Source organism: Pseudomonas mosselii (genome assembly GCF_019823065.1).
Classification (GTDB): domain Bacteria; phylum Pseudomonadota; class Gammaproteobacteria; order Pseudomonadales; family Pseudomonadaceae; genus Aquipseudomonas; species Aquipseudomonas mosselii.
On sequence record NZ_CP081966.1, the window covers coordinates 2,194,461 to 2,212,904 of the forward strand.

Genomic DNA, 18,444 nt, shown 5'->3' on the forward strand with positions numbered 1-18,444 from the left:
GGGATGAATCTCCTCGGGTGGGTGTGCTGGATAGTCGAACGGGGTTGGCGAGAATCGACAGCAGTGCTGAACGATAGTCAGGGCTCGACGGATGGGGGCGCGGGAGGAGAGAAAACGGGAAAAGGCGCGGTCGCCTGCAGGAGCGGCTAAAGCCACTCCTGCAGAGGGTTCGGCTACAGCCAGTAGGTCACCGCCCACCAGCCCAGGCCACCCATGACCACGGTGTAGGGCAAGGCCATCCACACCATGCGTCCATAGGACAGTCGAACCAGCGGCGCGATCGCCGAGGTCAGCAAGAACAGGAATGCCGCCTGGCCATTGGGCGTGGCCACGCTGGGCAGGTTGGTGCCGGTGTTGATCGCCACCGCCAGGGTTTCGAAGTGCTCGCGGCTCATTGCGCCATTGACGAACGCCTGCTTGACCTCGGTGATGTAGATGGTGGCGACGAACACGTTGTCGCTGATCGCCGACAGCAGGCCGTTGGCCAGGTACAGCATGCCTGGCTGCTGCTCGCTGGGCAGGGCCAGCACCCAGGCGATCAGTGGGCTGAACAGTTGCTGCTGGTGGATCACCGCGACCACGGCGAAGAACACCACCAGCAGCGCGGTGAACGGCATGGCGTCCTGGAACGCGCGGCCCAGGCGGTGCTCGTCGGTGATGCCGGTGAAGGCGGTGATCAGCACGATGACCATCAGGCCGATCAAGCCGACCTCGGCGATGTGCAGGCCCAGGCAGACGATCAGGATCAACGCGGCCAAGCCTTGCACCACCAGGGCGATGCGCTGGGCCGGAGTGCGCGCGGCGTCGTCCTCGGCGGCGTAGGCGGCCAGTACCTGGCGCACACGCTCGGGCATCAGCGTGCCGTAGCCGAACAGGCGCAGCTTCTCCAGCAGCACGCAGGTCGCCAGGCCTGCCGCCAGTACCGGCATCGACACCGGCGCGACCTTGAGAAAGAAGTCGGCGAAGTGCCAACCCATTTCATGGCCGATCAGCAGGTTCTGCGGCTCGCCTACCAGGGTGCACACGCCACCCAGCGCCGTGCCCACCGCGCCGTGCATCAGCAGGCTGCGCAGGAAGGCGCGGAACTGGTCGAGGTCGTCGCGGTGCAGTTGTTCGACCTGGTGGTCGCTGTCCAGCGCCGACTCCTCCCGTGGGTTGGTGCCCGAGGCGACCCGGTGGTACACCGCATAGAATCCCACCGCGGCGCTGATGATCACCGCGGTCACGGTCAGGGCGTCGAGGAACGCCGAGAGAAACGCCGAGAGCACGCAGAACAGCAGGCTCAGTATCGCCTTGGAACGCACTCCCAGCAGGATCCGCGAGAACAGATACAGCAGCAGCTCCTTCATGAAGTGAATGCCGGCGACCATGAACATCAGCAGCAGGATTACCGGGAAGTTGTGCTGCAGCTCTTCGTACAGGGCCTCGGGCGTGGTCATGCGCAGCAGCAGCGCCTCGACCAGCAGCAGGCCGCCGGGCATTAGCGGGTAGCACTTGAGCGCCATCCCCAGGGTGAAGATGAACTGGATCACCAGCACCCAGCCGGTAACCACCGGGCCAAGGGTCGCCAGCAGCAACGGGTTGAGCACCAGGAACAGGCAGATGATGGCCTTGTACCAACGCGGCGACTGGCCCAGGAAACCATGGGCGAGGGTGCCGGTCAGGGAACGGGACATGAATTTGTATCCTTTTGATTCAGCAGTGGCGCAAGGTGCCGTATAGCGCCTTGGGGTGCAAGTCATCCAGTCCGGCTTTTGGCACATGTGCAGCCTTGCGGGTACGCTAAGATCCGGCGTTGTGAACCCTTTTCCCACAGGAGTGCCGCTCGTGACCGAATACACCGCGTTCAAGGTCGAACTGACTGACAACATCGCCCACGTGCAGATCAACCGCCCGGACAAGATCAACGCGATGAACGCCGCCTTCTGGGAAGAACTGGTCGAGATCTTCCAATGGATCGACGACACCGACGCGGTGCGCGTGGTGGTCATCAGCGGCGCTGGCAAGCACTTCTCCTCCGGTATCGACCTGACGATGCTGGCCACCCTGGCGCAGCAACTGGGCAAGGACGTCGGCCGCAACGCCCGGGTGATGCGCCGCACCATCCTGCGCCTGCAAGGCTCGTTCAACGCCGTGGACAACTGCCGCAAGCCGGTGCTGGCGGCGATCCAGGGCTACTGCATCGGTGGCGCCATCGATATGGTTTCGGCCTGCGACATGCGCTACTGCGCCGCTGACGCGCAGTTCTCGATCAAGGAGATCGACATGGGCATGGCCGCCGATGTCGGCACCTTGCAACGTTTGCCGCGTATCATCGGCGACGGCATCATGCGCGAGCTGGCCTACACCGGCCGCCGGGTCGACGCCCAGGAGGCGCTGCGCATCGGCCTGGTCAACCGCGTCTATGATGACCAGGCGGCGCTGCTCGACGGGGTCTTTGCCATCGCCCGCGAGATTGCCGCAAAATCGCCGATCGCCGTGGCCGGCACCAAGGAGATGATCAGCTACATGCGTGACCATCGCATCGACGATGGCCTGGAGTACATCGCCACCTGGAACGCCGCCATGCTGCAGTCCGAAGACCTGCGTGTGGCCATGGCCGCGCACATGAGCAAACAGCAACCGACGTTCGCCGACTGACTGGACAGTGGCGGGCGCCATCAAGGGACCCGAACCATGTCAGCACGCTGGACAACCGCAGTACTCGACCCGCAGATCACCGGGGGGCTGGCCGTCGCCCGCAGCCCGGAAGGGTTCCTGGTGGACGCCAACGGCGCGCTGTTCCCCCGCGACTGGCTCAAGCGCCAGGACCTGGACGTGCTGTGCGAGCATGGTATCGGCCATTTCGATGGCCAGCCGGTGTTCCTGTTGGAACTGCGCGGGGCCGGTGAGGTGCCGGGTTGCCACTGGCAGGGGCTACGCCGGTTCATGCTCGAGGGCGACTTCGATACCTACAAGGTGCTCGGTTACGCCGCGCAGATCGGTACCTGGGCTCGCGAGCACCGTTTCTGCGGCAGTTGCGGGCAGGCCATGACGCAGATTCGCTGGGAGCGGGCGATGTATTGCCAGCCCTGCGACTTGCGCAGCTATCCGCGGATTTCACCGAGCATGATCGTGCTGATTACTCGCGGGGACGAGGTGCTTCTGGCCCGTTCGCCGCGCTTCGTCACCGGGGTCTACAGCACCCTGGCGGGGTTCGCGGAGCCTGGGGAGTCGGCCGAGGACTGCCTGGTGCGCGAGGTACGCGAGGAGGTGGCGGTGGAGGTGAAAAACATCCAGTACGTTGGCAGCCAGTGCTGGCCGTTTCCGCATTCGATGATGCTGGGGTTTCATGCCGAGTATGCTGGGGGGGAGATTGTCATGCAGGCGGATGAGATCGAGGATGCGCGGTGGTTCAATGTGCATGAGTTGCCGCCTTTGCCGGCGGGGCGGTCGATTGCTCGGTATCTGATAGATCTGTATGTTGCTCGGCGGTTGGGGTTGCCTGAGCCGGTTTTGCCTGCCTGAGTTGGTTTTAGTTGGTTTTAGTTGGGTTGGATGGTTTTGTAAGTTGTAGGCGCATTCATTTGCGATGTCGACGCTTATTCACCTTTCCGCCCTTACGGCGGGTCACTTTTTGTCAAACTCCCGGAGCGCCGGCCGGACAAAAGTAACCAAAAAACGCTGCGCTCCATTCATCCGGCCCTCCGCTTCGCTCCGGGTCCCCTCACTCCGGCCTTGCTCCCGGGAGGGCCGCGCTGCAGGGCCCATCCTGGGCCCCAGCGCTTGACGGGCATCCATGCCCGTCACCTCCCTGCGCAAGACCTCCGTTCGGCCTCCTGAAGTCGCGAAGTTACGAGCGGCGCCTGGACTGGCGCAGCTGTCGCTAGTTGAAATTTAATTGATCTCTCGATTGTATCGCGGGGCAAGCCCGCTCCCACGCAATATTCGTCGTTATATATAACCCTGTAGGAGCGGGCTTGCCCCGCGAAAGGGCCGGAACAGCCAATACATAACTAATGGTCAAACAAATAACTTCGCATTTCTTGCTCTTGCTCTTGCTCTTGCTCTTGCTCTTGCTCTTGCTTCTAAGCGCGCGATAGTTCAGGCAACGCCAATTGCGACTTCAGGAGGCCGAGCGGAGTTCTTGCGTAGGGAGGTGACGGGCATGGATGCCCGTCAAGCGCTGCGCCCCAGGATGGGGCGTTCAGCGCGGTCCTCCCGGGAGCAAGAACGGAGCGAGGGAACCCCGGAGCGAAGCGCAGGGGCCGGATGAACGGAGCGGGACGGTTTTGCCTACTTTTCCCACGAGAAAAGTAGGCCGCCGTAAGGGCGGAAAGGTGACTAAATGTCGTTATCTTCTACGAATGCGCATACAAAAATCAAAACAATCGCCCCCAAGCCCAAGCCCAAGCCCAAGCCCAAGCCCAAGCCCTACCCAAACCAATGCTGCCAAGCCAACCGCACAGTCAACGCCAACACCACGGCAATAAACACCGGCCGAATAAACCTGCTCCCCCCACTGATCGCAGTACGCGCCCCGAAGAACGCCCCGATCATCACCGACACCCCCATGCACAGGCCAACGATGTAATCCACCTGTCCGGAAATGATGAACACCGTCAGCGCCGCGATGTTGCTGACGAAGTTCATGCTACGCGCCACGCCACTGGCGCGAACCAGGTCGATGGGATAGAGCAGCAACGTGCTAACGGTCCAGAAGGCACCGGTGCCGGGCCCGGCGACGCCGTCATAGAAGCCCAGGGTGAAACCTTGCGGGAACTGCCACTTCTTCCTGATCGGCGCCTCGGCGTCCAGAGGCGCCTTGGGCGTGCCGCCGAACAGCAGGTAGACGCCACAGGCAAAGACGACCACCGGCAGCATCTTGTTCAACCATTCGGCAGGCATGTAGTGGGCCACCACCGCGCCGATCAGCGCGCCTGCCAGGGTGCCGACGATCGCCAGGCGCCACTGCGCCGGGTGGAACAGCTTGCGCCGGTAGTAGGTGATGCTGGCGGTGGCAGCGCCGAAGGTCGAGCTGAGCTTGTTGGTGCCCAGCACCAGGTGCGGCGGCATGCCGGCAGTGAGCAGCGCCGGGGTCGTCAGCAGCCCGCCGCCGCCGGCAATGGCGTCGATGAAGCCGGCGACGAAGGCGACCAGGGCGAGGATCAGCAGGGTGAGCGGTTCTACGGTGAGTTCGAAGGGCATGGGGTGTGCGCAGGCTGGAAGGCGGGGTGCGGCAAAAGGCCGCGCTAGAGGTGGTGCATGGTAATCCTGGGCGGCGCGTGATTCCAGTGCCAGCCTCTTCGCGGGTAAACCCGCGAAGAGGCAGCAACAGGGCCTACAGGAACCAGCGATACTCCCGCGCACTGACCTCCTGCAGAAACGCCAGATGGTCCTGGCGCTTGTTCTCGCAATAGACCATCACGAACTCTGCGCCCAGCCCTTCGTTGACTGCCGGGTGTCCGCGCATGGCCGCCACCGCGCCGAGCATGTCCTTGGGGAAATCGATCCCGCTGCCTCGATCTTCGTTCAGCGGCGCGATCGGCTCCTGCGCGGCATCCAGCCCATGCTCCATGCCGCAGAGTATCGCCGCCAGCACCAGATATGGATTGGCATCCGCCCCGGCCAGCCGGTGTTCGATCCGCAGGTTGCGCGGATCCGATTCGGGGATACGAATGCAGGCGTCGCGGTCCTCGAAGCCCCAGCTTGCACGGCTGGCGGCGTTGACCATGGCGCCATAGCGACGAAACGCGTTGTGGTTGGCCGCGAACACCGGCATACAGTGCGGCAGCAGCGCCAGGCAGCCGGCCACGGCGTGGCGCAGCGGGCGCTGGGCGTCGGCGGCGAGCAGGTTGTTGCCGGCCGCGTCGTAGAGGCTGACATGCACATGCATGCCGCTGCCCGGCGCGTGTAGGTAGGGCTTGCTCATGAACGACGCACGCAGCCCATGCTTGAGCGCCACGCCACGGGTGCTGCGACAGAACAGCGCCGCCCAGTCGGCGGCGCGCAGACCGTCGTCGCAGTGAGCGAAATTGATCTCGAACTGGCCAGGGCCCAGCTCGGCGGTGATGACATTGGCGTCCACGCCCTGGGCATTGGCGGTCTCGACCATCTCGCGTAACACATCGGAAAACCGCGAAAGACGCTCGATATGCATGTTCGGCTGGTCGTCGGCATCGCCACTGGCCGGATCGCGGGGGAACTGCGGCAGACCGTCCTTCAGCGCCCGGTCGAACAGGTAGAACTCCAGTTCGAACGCCACCACCGGGCGGATGCCCCGGCGTTCGAGGCGCCGCAGGACGCGGGCCAGCACCTCGCGGGGCTCGAACTCGATGGGCGCCGCGGTGCCGTCCGAAGTGATCAGCATCTGTCCCAGCGGCTCGCGCTCCCAATTAACCGGCTTCAGCGTATCAGGCACCAGGCGGCGCGGGGCGTCCGGGTCACCGTCGTTGAAGCAGTAGTCGCCGATGGGGAACAGCCCGCCCTGCACGCCAAGCAGCACGCAGTTCTGCGGCAGCTTGAGCGGGCTGCCGGCGGCCACCTTTTCCAGCATGTCGATCGGGTAACGCTTGCCGTAGAAGTGCCCGGGGATGTCCAGGCTGATCAGGTCGACGTAGCGCACCTCGGGGTGTCGTGTACGGAAGGCGCGTACTTCGCTGAGCAGATCGGGGAAGCCTGTTGTACTTGTCATGGGCATGCTCTCAACGGAAGACCCAGAGAACCCGGGTCGTTCGGGTGGTCAGATTGGCGTAGCGGAACTGGCTGTGGGGCGGCAGCTGGAAGCTGTCGTTGGGGTACAGGGTGACGGCATCTTCCTGGCCTTCGAGCCACAGGGTCAGTTCGCCCTCGAGTACGAAACCACCCTGTTCCGAGCTGTCATCCAGATGCCCTTCGCCACTGCTGGCGCCGGGCGCCAGATGGCTTTCGAGCATGGCGAAGCGGCCGGTGAGGGTCGGTGATACCAGCACATCGGTGACCCCGGCGGCGTAGTACAGGGTACGTCGCTCGCCGGGACGGGTGACCCAGTCGAGCGCCCGGGGCGGCACGGCCTGGTAGAAGTAGGTGGTGGGGACCTGCAGCGCCTCGCTGATGGCGGTGAGGTCGGCCACCGTGGGGCGTGAGAGGCCGCGCTCGACCTGGGAGAGAAAGCCCAGCGAGCGCTTGACCCGGCCGGCCAGCTCGTCAAGGGTCAGCCCACGGTGCTTGCGCAGGTCGCGCACCAGTCGCGCCAGGCCTTGGTTGTCGTCGATCGGTTCAGACATGGTCGCGCATCCTGTACCAGGCTTTGGCGGCTGCTTCCAGGGGCGCGGCCAGCAGGTCGCCGCCAGGGAAGCGGCCATTGTCGATACTCTGGTAAAGCGCGAGCAGATCGTCGTCACCTAGAATCGCGTCACTGACGGCGCGTGCGCCGGCCAGGGTTGGCAGCACCCCGTGCCCGGAGAATCCTTGCAGCCAGTAGCGTTGGCCCTGACGGCCGATATCCGGGGCGCGCTGGATGCTGCAGTCGATATGGCCGCCCCAGGCATGTTCGATGGCCACCCCACGCAACTGCGGGAACACCCGTTCCAGGTAGGGCCGTGTGGCGCTGGCGACGTCCTTGGGGATGCCGCCCAGGTAGGTGCAGCCGCCCCCGAAAAGCAGGCGATGGTCGGGTGTCAGGCGGAAGTAGTCGGGAACGAACTGGTTGTCGATCACGCAGCTGTTGCGTGGCAGCAGCGAGGCGGCGAACTCGGCGTCCAGCGGCGCCGTGGCCACCTGGTAGGAGCCCACCGGCAACAGGCGCCGTGACAGGGCACGGTCGAGCCGGTCGATATAGGCGTTGCAGGCCAGCACCAGTACGCGACTGCGCACCTCGCCCTGATCGGTGCGGACGACGAAGCCATCGGCGTGTTCGTGGTAGTCGAGTACCTGGCTCTGCTCGTAGATCTGCCCGCCGTTCGCCTCGATCACACCGGCCAGGCCCTGGGCCAGTTTCAGTGGGTTGAGGTGGGCGCCATTGGGGTCGTACAGCGCGGCCTGATAACGGGTGCTGTCGATCCACTCGGGCAATTCCTCGCGGCCGATCAGGCGCAGGCAGTCGTAGTCGAACTTCTCCTGTGCTTCACGTCGGGCCTCCTCCAGCAGTTTTACCCGACGTGGCAGTACGGCGGTCCACAGGCTGCCCAGGCGATTGTCGACGTCAAAGCCATGGCGCTGGGGCAGTTCACGCAGCTCGCGGGCGGCCCAGCACATGCTGTCCCACAGGCGTCGGCTGCGTTCCAGGCCTAGGGCTCGCTCCAGCGGGGGCATGTCGCACGACCAGCCCAGCAAGGCCTGGCCACCGTTGCGGCCCGACGCGGCCCAGGCCACCCGGCTGGCTTCCAGCAGGGTCACGCGCTGGCCGGCCAGTGTCAGGCGCAGGGCCGTGTGCAGGCCGCTGAAGCCGGCACCGACGATCAGGATGTCGGTGTCGTGGGTGCCCTGCAGGGTAGGGCGCAGGGGGATGGTGGCGGGGTAGGTGCGGGCGTAATAGCTGGCGACGTGCTGGGCGGATTGCTTGAACATGCCGGGGCCTCGTGAAATTTTTTCTGATCATTTTCATGAAAAAATAGCAGAGGGTTTTCATAGCGCCAGTCTTCCTAAGATGAGGTGCCTAGCATGACGGTCGGTATTTACGCGTTTTCTGTGGGAGCTCGTCTACCTTAAGTAGATGCCTTGCGCCGCGGCTGTCGGGGCTTGCTGGCTGCTGTCTTGCCCTTGGCGGCACCCTTGCGCTTCTTCTTCCACGGCGCCGCCGCCTTGCCCGCTGCCGGCCCGCTGATGGTCAGGCGCAGGCCGCTGCACCGTTGCACCAGCTTGCCCATCCAGGCCGACTGGCGGGTGACGAACTCGTCCAGGCTCATCTCGCCGCTCTGCACCATGTCCAGCGCCTGTTCCCAGATTGCGGTGGTGCCGGGGTCGGCGATGGCCCGGGGCACGGCGTCGATCAGGCTGAAGGCGGCGGGCGTGGCCGACAGCGCCTTGCCGTTCTTGACCAGGTAGCCACGGTCGAGCAGGCCCTGGATGATGCTGGCCCGGGTGGCCTCGGTGCCGATGCCAGTGGTTTCCTTGAGCTTCTGTTTCAGCCGAGGGTCGTCGACCAGCTTGGCGACGTTCTTCATCGCCTTGATCAGGTCGCCTTCGGTAAAGGGCTTGGGCGGCTGGGTCCACAGGTCCTTCAACTGCAGGTCTCGCACTGCGCAGTCCTGGCCTTCGCGCAGCGCCGGCAGCACCTGGGCCGGTGGCGCCTCGCGACCCTTGGTTGGGGTCAGTGCCTCGGGCAGCGCCCGGCGCCAACCCGGCTCGACGATCTGCTTGCCCACCGCCCGCAGCGCATGACCGACGCAATCGAACTCGGCCTGGGTGCGGTCGTACTCGTGGTTGGGCAGGAACTGCGCCAGGTAACGGGCGCGGATCAGGGTATACACCGCCTTGTACTTGGGCGGCAGGCGCGCCGGGTCGCTGGCGGCGGCGGTGGGGATGATGCCGTGGTGGGCGCTGACCTTCTGGTCGTTCCATGCCCGTGAGCGGCGACCCGGGTCCAGGTGCGGCCGCAGCGGCGCGAGGCTGTCGTCTGCGCGCTGAAGGGCGGCGAGGATGCCGGCGGCCTCGCCGTGCTGGCTGAGAGGCAGGTAGCCGCTGTCGCTGCGCGGGTAGGTGATGAGTTTGTGGGTCTCGTACAGGGCCTGGGCGATGTCCAGGGTCTCCTGGGCGCCGAGGCCGAGCTTCTTCGAGCACACCTCCTGCAGGGTGCCGAGGTCGAAAGGCAGGGGAGCCGCCTCGCGCACGCGTTCGGTGGCGATCTTGCGCACCCGGGCGCTGGCGGCCGCCTGCATGTCGGCGGCCGCCAGCTGGGCAAGGTCCTGCCTCAGGCAGCGACCCTGGTCGTCGCAGGCGTCCTCCGGCGCGCGCCACTGGGCGTTGAACACGCTGCCGGTGCTTTCCAGTTGCACCTCGATGGCCCAGAAAGGCACCGGCACGAAGTCGGCGATGCTGCGGTCGCGGTCCACCACCAGGCGCAGCGTCGGTGTCTGCACCCGGCCTACCGGCAGCACGCCCTGATAGCCGGACTGGCGGCCGAGCAGGGTGAACAGGCGGCTCATGTTCATGCCGATCAGCCAGTCGGCCCGCGAGCGGCCGAGGGCCGAATGGTACAGGCTGAAGGTCTCCTGGCCCGGCAGCAGGCGGCCCAGCGCCTTGCGGATCGAGGCATCGTCCAGCGCCGACAGCCACAGACGCTGGATCGGCCCCCGGTAGCGACAATGCTCGACCAGTTCACGAGCGATCATCTCGCCCTCGCGGTCGGCGTCGGTGGCGATCACCAGTTCGCGGGCCTCGCCGAGCAGGCGCTTGACCGCCTTGTACTGGCTGGCGGTCTTGGGCTTGACGGTCATCTTCCACTTTTGCGGGATGATCGGCAGGTCCTCGAGGACCCAGCGCTTGTAGCGCTCGTCGTAGCTGTCCGGCGGGGCGGTCTCGAGCAGGTGGCCGATGCACCAGGTCACGCAGACATCGGTGCCTTGCCAGCAGCCGTCGCCACGACGCTGGGCGCCGAGGACCTTGGCGATGTCTTTTGCCTGGGAGGGTTTTTCGCAGAGGAAGAGGCGCATGGCCGGAACGCTTGATCGCGGAAGATGGGCACTAGGATGCGCAAGCCAGGGCGTGCAGGCAAGCTTTATCTGTATGCATGTACAGGTTTTTCGCCCGCATGTTTGGCAGGGTAGTCACCCCTTGGGGTTGGACGACTCGGCAAATGCGTGCCAGCTTTGCCTTTCGCCCGCCAGTTGTGTCACTGGACGATGTCGCTGGGGTGTCCTTCCTACAAGAACAACAGGGATGTAAACCAATGCCCGTTTTCGATTACCGACAGCTCGACAGCACTGCCTCCTCCTCGCTCTATAAAGATGCCATGGCCCTGGCCACCTATGCCTACCATGGCATCGACGATGGCTTCAGCGCCGGCTACCAGAAGTACGGTTTTGGCCTGGGCCTGCCGGCCACCCTGGTCAAGGCGCTGATCGGCGGCACCGACAGTCAGGGCGTCATTCCCGGCATCCCCTGGAACCCTGACTCCGAAGCCCGGGCCCTGGCGCAGGTCAAGGCCGCCGGCTGGACGCCGATCAGCGCGGCGCAGCTGGGCTATCAGGGCAAGACCGACGCCCGCGGCACATTCCATGGCGAAGCGCCGGGCTACACCTCGGCACAGGTGGAAATCCTTGGGCGCTACGATGCCGCCGGCCAGCTCAGCGGCATCGGCATCGCCTTCCGCGGCACCAGCGGCCCGCGTGAGAACCTGCTGGGTGACACCATCGGTGACGCCATCAACGACCTGCTGGCGGCGATCGGCCCGGCCGGTTATGCCCGTGACTACGCCGGTAACGCATTCGGGCAACTGCTCGCCGATGTGGCGGCCTTCGCCAAGGCCAACGGCCTGAGCGGCGCCGATGTCACCGTCAGTGGTCACAGCCTAGGCGGCCTGGCGGTCAACAGCCTGGCCGATCTCAGCGGCTCGCGCTGGGGCGGTTTCTACCAGGATGCGCGTTACGTCGCCTTCGCCTCGCCGACCCAGGCCGCCGACGCCAGCAAGGTGCTCAATATCGGCTATGAGAACGACCCGGTGTTCCGCGTGCTCGACGGCACCTCGGCAACCTGGGGCACCCTGGGCGTGCACGACGGCGCCAAGGCCTCGGCCACCAACAACATTGTCAACTTCAACGACCACTACGCCTCCGACGCCTGGAACCTGCTGCCGTTCTCCATCGGCAACATCGCCACTTGGTTGTCGCACCTGCCGACGGCCTACGCCGATGGCCTTGGTCGGGTGCTGGGGTCGTCGTTCTATCAATGGACCAGCCGCGACTCGACCATCGTGGTCAGCAACCTGTCCGATGTCACCCGTGGCTCGACCTGGGTCGAGGACCTCAACCGCAATGCCGAGCCGCACAAAGGCAGCACCTTCATCATCGGCTCCGACCAGGATGACCTGATCCACGGCGGGCGTGGCAACGACTACCTTGAGGGGCGGGCCGGCAATGACACCTTCCGCGACGACGGCGGCTTCAACCTGATCGACGGCGGCGCCGGCCATGACACCCTGAAGCTGCAGGACGCCCTGGCCAACCTGAGCATCGCCCGGGACGGCGAGGGCACGCTGTACGTGCGCGACGCCCAGGGCGGCATCAGCCTGGTGCGCAATGTCGAGAACCTGGTGAGCAAGGAGTCGAGCCTGCTGATCTTCAGCAAGGAGGTCAGCCATGGGGTCGCGGCGCAGGGGCTGTTCGAGAGCGGCAAGGTCACGCCCTACGCGTCTTCGCTCAACGGCACCCAGGCTGGCGACCAACTGGTGGCGGGCAACCAGGGTCAGTGGTTGTTTGGCCTGGGCGGTGACGATCGGCTGCAGGGCGGTGCTGGCAATGACGTGCTGGTCGGCGGCGCGGGCAACGATGTGCTCATTGGCGGCGGCGGGCGCGACACCTTCCTGTTCAGCGAGCATTTTGGCCAGGATCGGGTGCTGGACTTCTCCGGGCAGGACCGGCTGGTGTTCATTGGCGTGGACAGAGGTACGGCGGCGCCGGACTGGCGTGCCCATGCCAGCCAGGTTGGCAATGACCTGGTGCTGAAGTTCGGGGGGGATAGCGTGACGCTGGTGGGGATCTCGGCCCAGGGGGTGGGGGATGGGCAGATTGTGATTGCCTGAGGGGTAGGGCGTAACCCTCTAGGAGCGGCCTTGCCGACGCCTCGGCAAGGCCGCTCCTAAAAGAGCAGGCCAACGTGATGGCTCAGGCCATCTCGCGCGAGTCGCGAACCATGTCCACGTGCGGAATGCCAGCCTCGAGGAACTCCTCGCTGACCACGCGGAACCCCAGGCGCTCATAGAATGGCGTGGCGTGCACCTGGGCGCTGAGCATCTGCTGCTTGAGGTCGCGGTTCTGCGCCTCGACGATCACCGCGCGCATCAGTGCGTCGCCCACATGCAGGCCGCGCCAGTCCTTGAGCACCGAGACCCGGCCGATGGTGCCGTCGGGCAGCAGGCGGGCGGTACCGATCGGGTAGTCGCCCTCCATGGCCAGGAAGTGCACGGCGGTCGGGTCTTCTGCGTCGAATTCCAGCTCCGGCGGCACGTGCTGCTCGGCGACGAACACGGCGCTGCGGATACGGTGGATGTCGGCGTTGTCCTTGTGCCAGTCGGCCAGTCGAACACTGATCTTATTCATCGGCGAATCCCAGGCTGCCTTGCATGACCAGCTGTTGTACCAGCATCAGGCCGTCTTCGTCTTCCAGCCACTGCCCAAGGTTCTCGCTGTGCAGGGCATCGGCGGAGCAGATCAGCTTCAGCAGCTCGCGCAGTTTGCCCGGCAGCGGGCAGCTGCGACCGCTGGCGAACAGCAACAGGTCGTCGCCGAACTCCGACCAGGCCAGGCGTGCGCTCGGGTTGCGGATCAGGATGGCGCCCTGGCCGAGGTAGTCGAGCAGCTCCTGCTCGCTCAGCTCTTCACCCACCACCTGCTCGGGATAACGCGGCTCGGTCATGAACTGGCCGAACCAGGTCAGCAGCAGGTCCTTGTCGGCCATGTGCTTGTCGATCAGCGCCTTGAGGCGGTCGAGGGCGTCGTGCTGGATCTGGTGCGGGTCGCTGACCGGCTGGGCGTCGGCGTCGCTGTAGCGCTCTTCCTCCGGCAGGAACTGGCCGAGGAAGTCGGTGAAGTGGGTCAGCACTTCGGCGGCGCTCGGGGCGCGGAAGCCCACCGAGTAGGTCAGGCACTCGCTCTCGGCAACGCCGTAGTGGGCCAGGCGCGGCGGCAGGTAGAGCATGTCACCCGGCTCCAGGGTCCACTCTTCGCTCTGCTCGAAGTCGGCCAGGATGCGCAGGTCGGCGTGGTCGATCAGCGCGCTGTCGCTGTTGCACATCTGTCCGACTTTCCAGTTGCGCGTGCCGTCGCCCTGCAGCAGGAATACGTCGTAGTTGTCGAAGTGCGGGCCGACGCTGCCGCCGGGCGCCGCATAGCTGATCATCACATCGTCGATGCGCCAGCTCGGCAGGAAGCGGAACGCTTCGAGCAGCTCGGCCACTTCCGGCACGAACTGGTCAACCGCCTGCACCAGCAGGGTCCAGTCGCGCTCGGGCAGGTCGGCGAAAGCGTCCTCGGCGAACGGGCCGCGGCGCAGCTCCCACGGGCGCTCGCCGTGTTCGAGTACCAGGCGCGACTCGACTTCTTCTTCCAGGGCCAGGCCGGCCAGCTCGTCGGCGTCGATGGGGCTGACGAAGTCGGGGAAGGCCTGACGCACCAGCAGCGGCTTTTTCTGCCAGTAGTCGCGCAGGAATTCACGGGCCGTGAGGCCGCCCAACAGTTGCAGTGGAGTATCAGAATTCATGTTCAACCTATTGAAAAAACTTAGTTTTCGTACGGGAATAAAAACGCCCGGCCAGGCCGGGCGTTGTACGCGACGCTCAGCTTAGATGCGTTTGGCCTGGGCCACGGCGTTGCCGATGTAGGTCGCCGGGGTCAGTTGCTTGAGCTCGGCCTTGGCTTCGGCCGGCATGTCCAGGCCGTCGATGAAGGTCAGCAGCGCTTCAGGGGTGATGCCCTTGCCACGGGTCAGCTCCTTGAGCTTCTCGTAGGGGTTCTCGATGTTGAAGCGGCGCATCACGGTCTGGATCGGCTCGGCCAGCACTTCCCAGCAGGCGTCCAGGTCGGCGGCGATGCGGGCGGCGTTGACTTCCAGCTTGCCGATGCCTTTCAGGCTGGCTTCGTAGGCGATGACGCTGTGGGCGAAGCCCACGCCCAGGTTGCGCAGCACGGTGGAGTCAGTCAGGTCGCGCTGCCAGCGCGAGATCGGCAGCTTGCTGGCCAGGTGCTGGAACAGTGCGTTGGCGATGCCCAGGTTGCCTTCGGAGTTTTCGAAGTCGATCGGGTTGACCTTGTGCGGCATGGTCGAGGAGCCGATTTCGCCGGCGACGGTCTTCTGCTTGAAGTAGCCCAGCGAGATGTAGCCCCAGACGTCGCGGTCGAAGTCGATGAGGATGGTGTTGAAGCGGGCGATGGCGTCGAACAGCTCGGCGATGTAGTCGTGCGGCTCGATCTGGGTGGTGTAGGGGTTGAACACCAGGCCCAGCTCGTCCTCGATGAAGGCGCGGGCGTTGGCTTCCCAGTCGATCTGCGAGTAGGCCGACAGGTGGGCGTTGTAGTTGCCCACGGCGCCGTTGATCTTGCCCAGCAGCGGCACGGCTGACACCTGGGCGATCTGGCGCTCCATGCGGTAGACGACGTTGGCCAGCTCTTTACCCAGGGTGGTCGGCGAGGCCGGCTGGCCGTGGGTGCGCGACAGCATCGGCACATCGGCGTGGGCGTGGGCCAGGGCACGGATGGATTCGGCGATCTGGCGCATCAGCGGCAGCAGCACGTCGTCACGGCCGGCGCGCAGCATCAGGGCGTGGGACAGGTTATTGATGTCCTCGCTGGTGCAGGCGAAGTGGATGAACTCGCTGACCTTGGCCAGCTCAGGCAGTTGAGCCGCTTGCTCTTTGAGCAGGTACTCGATGGCCTTGACGTCGTGGTTGGTGGTGCGCTCGATTTCCTTGACGCGTTCGGCGTGCTCAAGTTTGAAATCGGTGGCCAGGCTGTCCAGCACGGCGTTGGCTTCGGCGGAGAACGCCGGCACTTCGCCGATCTGCGGGTGGGCGGCCAGGCGCTGCAGCCAGCGTACTTCGACCAAGGCGCGGAAACGGATCAGGCCGAATTCGCTGAAGATGGGGCGCAAGGCCTGGGTTTTGCCGGCATAACGGCCGTCTACAGGGGAAACCGCAGTGAGCGAGGAGAGCTGCATGGGGTGTTCTCGGACAGTCAGGCTTTTGGAAGGGCGCATATCATACATGAAAAACGCGCCCGAGTCGGGTGGCTGACCAAAGGTCGGGCCTATCAAAACTGTTGCGATCCCCTGTAGGAGCGGCCTTGTGTCGCGAAAGGGCTGCGCAGCAGCCCCGGCAATCTTGAGTCAGCCTCGAGATCCTGGGGCCGCGCTGCGGCCCTTTCGCGACACAAGGCCGCTCCTACAGGTACTGCGTCAATCGTTGGTACGCATCATCCCGTACAGTTCATTGAGCAACTTGCGCCGGCTGAACACCAGCTGCCAGCGGTGCCCGCCCAGCTGGCGCCACAGGCGCGCCGCGCGGATGCCGGCCAGCAGCAGGGCGCGGATCTTCGAGGCGTTGCTGGCCTGCTGCAGGAAACGCATGTCGCCGTGCACCTGGATGCGCTGGCGCAGGGTGCTCAGGGTGTCCTGGTACAAGGCTCCACTGGAAGCAATAACGTTTTCGTGAACCAGGCCGAAATGCTCGGCCTGGGACTGGATCTGCGGCAGGCGGTTGCCGATGGTGTCGAGCATGTCGCCACGCTTGTTCAGCTGGCGCTCAAGGCCCAGCATCGACAGGGCGTAGCGCAGCGGCTCGCGCTGCAGGCTGCTGGGGTCGCGCTCCAGGGCGCCGACCAGCGCGCGGTAGCCGTCGCGCAGGTTGAGGTCGTCGCCGCCGAACACCTCCAGGGTATCCTTCGGGTCGCGCACCAGCAGGCTGCCGAGCATGCAACCGATGTTGGCTTCGCTGGCCTGGCCGGTGCGGGCGATGCGGTCGACCAGCACCGCGGCCTGGAACACACCACCCAGGGCGACCAACTGCTCCTGAAGGTTGTTCATCGGCGCGGGCTCCACGGCTCGGCGATCTCGATCACGCCGCCGCCCAGGCACACCTCGCCGTCATAGAACACCACCGACTGGCCCGGGGTGACGGCGCGCTGCGGCTCGTCGAACACGGCGCGGTAGCCGCTCTCGGTGCGTTCCAGGGTGCACTGCTGGTCGCCCTGGCGGTAGCGCACCTTGGCGGTCAGGCGGCGCGGGCTGGACAGGTCGATCGGGTTGACCCAGAAAATTTCCGAGGCCAGCAGGGCGCGGGAGAACAGCCACGGGTGCTCGTTGCCCTGGCCGACCACCAGCACATTGCGCGCGAGGTCTTTTTCCAGCACGTACCACGGCTCGTCGCCGGCGTCCTTCAGGCCGCCGATGCCCAGGCCCTGGCGCTGGCCGATGGTGTGGTACATCAGGCCATGGTGCTGGCCGATCACTTCACCCTCGGTGGTCTGGATCTCGCCGGGCTGGGCCGGCAGGTACTGCTTGAGAAAATCGCTGAAGCGGCGCTCGCCGATGAAGCAGATGCCGGTGGAGTCCTTCTTCTTGGCGGTGGCCAGGCCGTGTTTTTCGGCGATGGCGCGTACCTCGGGCTTTTCCAGCTCGCCGACCGGGAACAGGGTGCGGGCGATTTCCTTGCCGCCGACGGCATGCAGGAAATAGCTCTGGTCCTTGTTCGGGTCCAGGCCCTTGAGCAGCTCGGTCAGCGCGCCAGTGTCGCGGCGGCGCACGTAGTGGCCAGTGGCGATCAGGTCGGCGCCCAGGGACAGGGCGTAGTCGAGGAACGCCTTGAACTTGATCTCGCGGTTGCAGAGGATGTCCGGGTTGGGCGTACGGCCGGCCTTGTACTCCTCGAGGAAGTGCTCGAACACGTTGTCCCAGTATTCGGCGGCGAAGTTGGCAGTGTGCAGCTTGATGCCGATGCGGTCGCACACGGCCTGGGCGTCGGCCAGGTCTTCGCGGGCGGTGCAGTATTCGGTGCCGTCGTCTTCTTCCCAGTTCTTCATGAACAGACCTTCCACCTGGTAGCCCTGCTCGATGAGCAGAAGGGCGGAGACGGAAGAGTCCACGCCGCCGGACATGCCGACGATGACGCGGGTCTTGGCGGGGTCTTTGAGTGCTGGGCTGGTCATGGCTACCGGTGTGTATCAGAGGGGAAAAACGCCGATTCTATCAAACCCGTGGGCTGGCGTCAGTCGCGCAGCAGGTCGAGGCTGTGCAGCGGGCCTTTGAGATAGTCGTCGAGGCAGCGCGGTACCAGCTCGCTACGCCAGCGTGACGGCTCGGCCAGCAGTTCGTCGCGGGTCAGCCACACGGCACGGACGATGTCGCTGTCCAGCGCCAGGTCGGCATGATGGTGCACGGGGCGGGCGGCGAAGCAGATGCGCTGGTAGGTGACGCCGTTGCTCGGGGCGGTATAGAGGTAGATGCCGACCACGCCGGTGAGTTCGACTTCCCAGGCGGTTTCCTCGAGGGTTTCGCGCAGGGCGGCCTGGGCGATGGTCTCGTTGGCCTCGAGGTGGCCGGCGGGCTGATTGAATACATGTTGGCCGGCCTTGAACTCCTCGACGAAGAGGAACTTACCGTCGTGTTCGACGATGGTGGCGACGGTGATGTGGGGTTGCCAGGTCATACAGTGGGCTCCATGGCGGGGCGTGGGAGCGGGCTTGCCCCGCGATTGCGCCCATACAGGTTCAGCGCAATCGCGGGGCAAGCCCGCTCCCACGGGAGATTTCACAAACTTCAAAAAGCACAAACCCCGGTGCG

The 18,444-nt window shown here is 65.2% G+C and carries 15 protein-coding genes; 3 read left to right on the forward strand and 12 right to left on the reverse strand.

Annotation, left to right across the window (positions count from 1 at the left end; genetic code table 11):
- Nucleotides 1-173 precede the first annotated feature (173 nt).
- Nucleotides 174-1,676 (reverse strand): sodium/proton antiporter NhaB, encoded by a 1,503-nt coding sequence (gene nhaB, locus K5H97_RS10135; RefSeq protein ID WP_028692408.1) that lies wholly within the window; start codon nt 1,674-1,676, stop codon nt 174-176.
- Between the two features lie 151 nt (nt 1,677-1,827).
- Between nhaB and K5H97_RS10140 the strand changes: the two genes are divergently transcribed.
- Nucleotides 1,828-2,640 carry a crotonase/enoyl-CoA hydratase family protein gene (locus K5H97_RS10140; RefSeq protein WP_028692407.1) on the forward strand — a complete coding sequence of 271 codons (813 nt, stop codon included), beginning with the start codon at nt 1,828-1,830 and terminating at the stop codon, nt 2,638-2,640.
- A gap of 36 nt (nt 2,641-2,676) precedes the next feature.
- Complete coding sequence (gene nudC / locus K5H97_RS10145; RefSeq protein ID WP_028692406.1) at nt 2,677-3,507, forward strand: NAD(+) diphosphatase; 831 nt, start codon at nt 2,677-2,679, stop codon at nt 3,505-3,507.
- A 906-nt stretch (nt 3,508-4,413) separates the two neighbouring features.
- On the opposite strand, the gene K5H97_RS10150 is transcribed toward nudC, so the two are convergent.
- From K5H97_RS10150 to K5H97_RS10170, 5 genes are all read right to left on the reverse strand, one after another.
- Nucleotides 4,414-5,187 (reverse strand): TSUP family transporter, encoded by a 774-nt coding sequence (locus tag K5H97_RS10150; RefSeq protein WP_028692405.1) that lies wholly within the window; start codon nt 5,185-5,187, stop codon nt 4,414-4,416.
- Between the two features lie 133 nt (nt 5,188-5,320).
- A complete protein-coding gene (locus K5H97_RS10155) occupies nt 5,321-6,673 on the reverse strand; it encodes a glutamine synthetase family protein (protein WP_028692404.1) in 1,353 nt (450 codons plus the stop codon).
- 10 nt (nt 6,674-6,683) lie between these two features.
- Nucleotides 6,684-7,244, reverse strand: a complete 561-nt coding sequence (locus K5H97_RS10160; RefSeq protein WP_028692403.1) for a helix-turn-helix domain-containing protein — start codon at nt 7,242-7,244, stop codon at nt 6,684-6,686.
- Complete coding sequence (locus K5H97_RS10165; protein ID WP_028692402.1) at nt 7,237-8,526, reverse strand: NAD(P)/FAD-dependent oxidoreductase; 1,290 nt, start codon at nt 8,524-8,526, stop codon at nt 7,237-7,239. The genes K5H97_RS10160 and K5H97_RS10165 overlap by 8 nt, the downstream gene beginning before the upstream one ends.
- A gap of 137 nt (nt 8,527-8,663) precedes the next feature.
- A complete protein-coding gene (locus tag K5H97_RS10170; RefSeq protein ID WP_028692401.1) occupies nt 8,664-10,610 on the reverse strand; it encodes a DNA topoisomerase III in 1,947 nt (648 codons plus the stop codon).
- A gap of 236 nt (nt 10,611-10,846) precedes the next feature.
- Here K5H97_RS10170 and K5H97_RS10175 point away from each other — a divergent pair, with 236 nt between their 5' ends.
- Nucleotides 10,847-12,697 carry a polyurethane esterase gene (locus K5H97_RS10175; protein WP_028692400.1) on the forward strand — a complete coding sequence of 617 codons (1,851 nt, stop codon included), beginning with the start codon at nt 10,847-10,849 and terminating at the stop codon, nt 12,695-12,697.
- A gap of 82 nt (nt 12,698-12,779) precedes the next feature.
- Here K5H97_RS10175 and K5H97_RS10180 read toward each other — a convergent pair whose 3' ends face one another.
- The 6 genes from K5H97_RS10180 to K5H97_RS10205 form a co-directional block, all read right to left on the reverse strand.
- Nucleotides 12,780-13,214, reverse strand: a complete 435-nt coding sequence (locus K5H97_RS10180) for a GNAT family N-acetyltransferase (RefSeq protein ID WP_028692399.1) — start codon at nt 13,212-13,214, stop codon at nt 12,780-12,782.
- Nucleotides 13,207-14,373, reverse strand: coding sequence for a ribosomal protein uL16 3-hydroxylase (locus K5H97_RS10185; protein ID WP_028692398.1), 1,167 nt, complete (start codon nt 14,371-14,373; stop codon nt 13,207-13,209). The genes K5H97_RS10180 and K5H97_RS10185 overlap by 8 nt, the downstream gene beginning before the upstream one ends.
- 81 nt (nt 14,374-14,454) lie before the next feature.
- Nucleotides 14,455-15,825 carry an adenylosuccinate lyase gene (gene purB, locus K5H97_RS10190; protein WP_028692397.1) on the reverse strand — a complete coding sequence of 457 codons (1,371 nt, stop codon included), beginning with the start codon at nt 15,823-15,825 and terminating at the stop codon, nt 14,455-14,457.
- Between the two features lie 237 nt (nt 15,826-16,062).
- Complete coding sequence (gene hflD, locus K5H97_RS10195) at nt 16,063-16,689, reverse strand: high frequency lysogenization protein HflD (protein WP_028692396.1); 627 nt, start codon at nt 16,687-16,689, stop codon at nt 16,063-16,065.
- Nucleotides 16,686-17,810 carry a tRNA 2-thiouridine(34) synthase MnmA gene (gene mnmA / locus K5H97_RS10200; RefSeq protein WP_028692395.1) on the reverse strand — a complete coding sequence of 375 codons (1,125 nt, stop codon included), beginning with the start codon at nt 17,808-17,810 and terminating at the stop codon, nt 16,686-16,688. Before mnmA ends, hflD begins: the two co-directional genes overlap by 4 nt.
- Nucleotides 17,811-17,869: 59 nt before the next feature.
- A complete protein-coding gene (locus K5H97_RS10205) occupies nt 17,870-18,310 on the reverse strand; it encodes an NUDIX hydrolase (protein WP_028692394.1) in 441 nt (146 codons plus the stop codon).
- Between the last annotated feature and the right edge of the window lie 134 nt (nt 18,311-18,444).